The sequence below is a fragment of the Saliphagus infecundisoli genome (genome assembly GCF_020177375.1).
Classification (GTDB): Archaea; Halobacteriota; Halobacteria; order Halobacteriales; family Natrialbaceae; genus Saliphagus; species Saliphagus infecundisoli.
Window position 1 is genome coordinate 1 of sequence record NZ_JAIWHV010000076.1, and the last position, 2215, is coordinate 2215.

2 protein-coding genes and 1 pseudogene are annotated in these 2215 nt (G+C 46.9%); 1 reads left to right on the forward strand and 2 read right to left on the reverse strand.

Annotated elements, in window-relative coordinates; translation table 11 throughout:
• Positions 1 to 170: 170 nt before the first annotated feature.
• Positions 171 to 331, reverse strand: a pseudogene (locus LCF40_RS23945) (IS6 family transposase); the annotation flags it as partial.
• A gap of 84 nt (positions 332 to 415) precedes the next feature.
• Here LCF40_RS23945 and LCF40_RS23090 point away from each other — a divergent pair.
• Positions 416 to 1114 (forward strand): hypothetical protein, encoded by a 699-nt coding sequence (locus tag LCF40_RS23090; protein WP_152424844.1) that lies wholly within the window; start codon positions 416 to 418, stop codon positions 1112 to 1114.
• A 377-nt stretch (positions 1115 to 1491) separates the two neighbouring features.
• Here the strand turns inward: LCF40_RS23090 and LCF40_RS23095 are convergent, their stop codons facing one another.
• Positions 1492 to 1758 (reverse strand): type II toxin-antitoxin system HicB family antitoxin, encoded by a 267-nt coding sequence (locus tag LCF40_RS23095; RefSeq protein ID WP_008422286.1) that lies wholly within the window; start codon positions 1756 to 1758, stop codon positions 1492 to 1494.
• Positions 1759 to 2215: the final 457 nt, after the last annotated feature.

Consider the following 2215-nt stretch of genomic DNA (forward strand, 5'->3'; position numbering starts at 1 on the left):
AAGTTGCGAGCAGCGACGTTATTGTGCGGAAGAACGGACGACATGACTGATCGTGTCTCTCACGGATTGCTGAGACGATAGCTGTTCGGCAGACGTATTCCTCGGAAGTAGTGTGCGACGCGACCAAAAGACTGGTATCAGTGCTGGATGGTTGCTCGGGTTCGGCGTCAGCCGAACCCTTCGCAGAGATCGCGACACTCGGCTAAGGAGGCCGCTGCAGCATGTCCAGCGCACGCCAGCCTGGTCAGCCAGGCTGGCGTGCGCGTCCGATCACTATCCAAAACGGTACATCTGAAGAACCCGTCACCTCAACCTGGAGTTCTCCGAACAGCATCCTACTCCCCCCGAAGAACTCCGTTCAGTTCAGCTTCAATTTAGCAGTACTTATTTATGTTAGTGGATTGCTGTGTTCACTATGGAAAATAATAATAGGTCCCAATACGTTTCGAGGAGAAAATTACTTCAGACCAGCGGCGTATCTCTTGCTGGCTCTCCGCTACTCATCTCAACAGTGAGTGGGAACGAGCAACAAGAGTCTTGTGCGGAATGTCCAGACCATATTAAGGATACTGACACCGCTACCTATTATCGTGTCAGCGATGAAAATGGCGATCATATGATTAAGAAACGAAAAGATACCAACACGATCGAAGTAGCAAAAGTATCTTCTAATGATGATACTTTAAAATCAGCTTCTTCTCAAATAGCTCTGGAAGAATCTCAGTACTCAACTACTGCACGAAGCTATGATAGCTTTAGCAAGCGTATCGGCAGTTGTTCAAGCTACTATAACAACCATTATTATAAAGGTGCAAACATAATAACTGATGAGAATCCGCACACAATATCTACGTCAGTTCTTGGGGGAATGATTTGCGCAGCTCTCCCAATTCCTGGTGGACGGATTGCAGCGATATTTGCAGGAGGATTTTGCTCTGGACTAGCAGCGTTAGTCCAGGAGATAATTTACGATTCATCGTTTACCGTTGGAGTCTGGGACCGCGATAGTTGGAGAGTGCCGGGAATTTCCTATGGGGTTGGAGATCATGGTTCTAATTACTACGAATTAACAAGAGATGGCACTGCAACGGGCGTACACACGGGTTCTTTCTAACCTGACTGGAATGAAATATATAATGTGTCCATCCAATCAAGGTATATAAACGATGGACTTGATCACTATCTCGTATGCTATTGTCGGTGTAATTGCAGGATTAGTTATATTTATGCTTGATCAAACAGTACTAGAAAATAATAATATTATATACTATACTGTATTGCTTTTAGTCATCATTTCAATCGCAATTCTCGCTGACCGATCCCTACTTGCCGCAATGATCGTACTCGCCTTCATGGTATCTAGTACCATTATCCTAAAAGTAAGTGGAATATTGCGGCTTTAATTTGTGACAATTAGTTAATCAATTGATGTGAAATGTCATCAGGATTAGTATTTCGATCTCACATCCAAAGTGGGTGTGGTCTTCTCTTCTATCCGATCAGCGTATCCCGGTGTTCATCAACCTGTTCTAGTAAGCAAGTGCGGACGCGATCCGCCTCAAAATCAACGCCGACCGTGCATAGCTCCTCGTTCGACGGGGAGTGACCACCCTCGCCGCGCACTGTAGCGACCACGTCGTCCAATTGGTTGAGGGCCTCATCGCGCATTTCACCGACTGCAGACACTTCGATGTCGAGATCACGCGCTTCCCAACGCTTGTCCTCTTCAATGGGAAGAATGCTTCGAGTGTTGTTCATGAAAGCATGTACACCCCTCATTCCGTTAATGATCGCCTTTGTTCGACTCCTCAGGATTTGGCAGATGTGGTGAGCCGTTTGACCGCCCAGCTTGGTACCAGACTCGATCAAGAACACTCCGTAAGTGTTCTAATTCGAACTCAGAAGGCTGAATCTCCTGAAGTTTCATCAGCGAGGTCGTAAACCTAGCCGGGAAATTTCCTGACTCGAAGTGGAGGTACTCGCTCGTACTAATCACGTACTGATCTACATTGAGCAACGCAACTGAAATGAAAACTGGCGGTTTGACCCCGAGATCCTCAAAGCTGTGCAGAGCCCCTTTTACTGTTGGTAGTTGGATAGCGTGATCAGAACTCACCGGCTAGTGATGTCTCTGATCCTGATCTGAGTTCTCCACCGAGGATAGACTGGAGCTGTTCAGGTGGATCGAGTCCTCGCCGTTTCCACGTGGCTATCA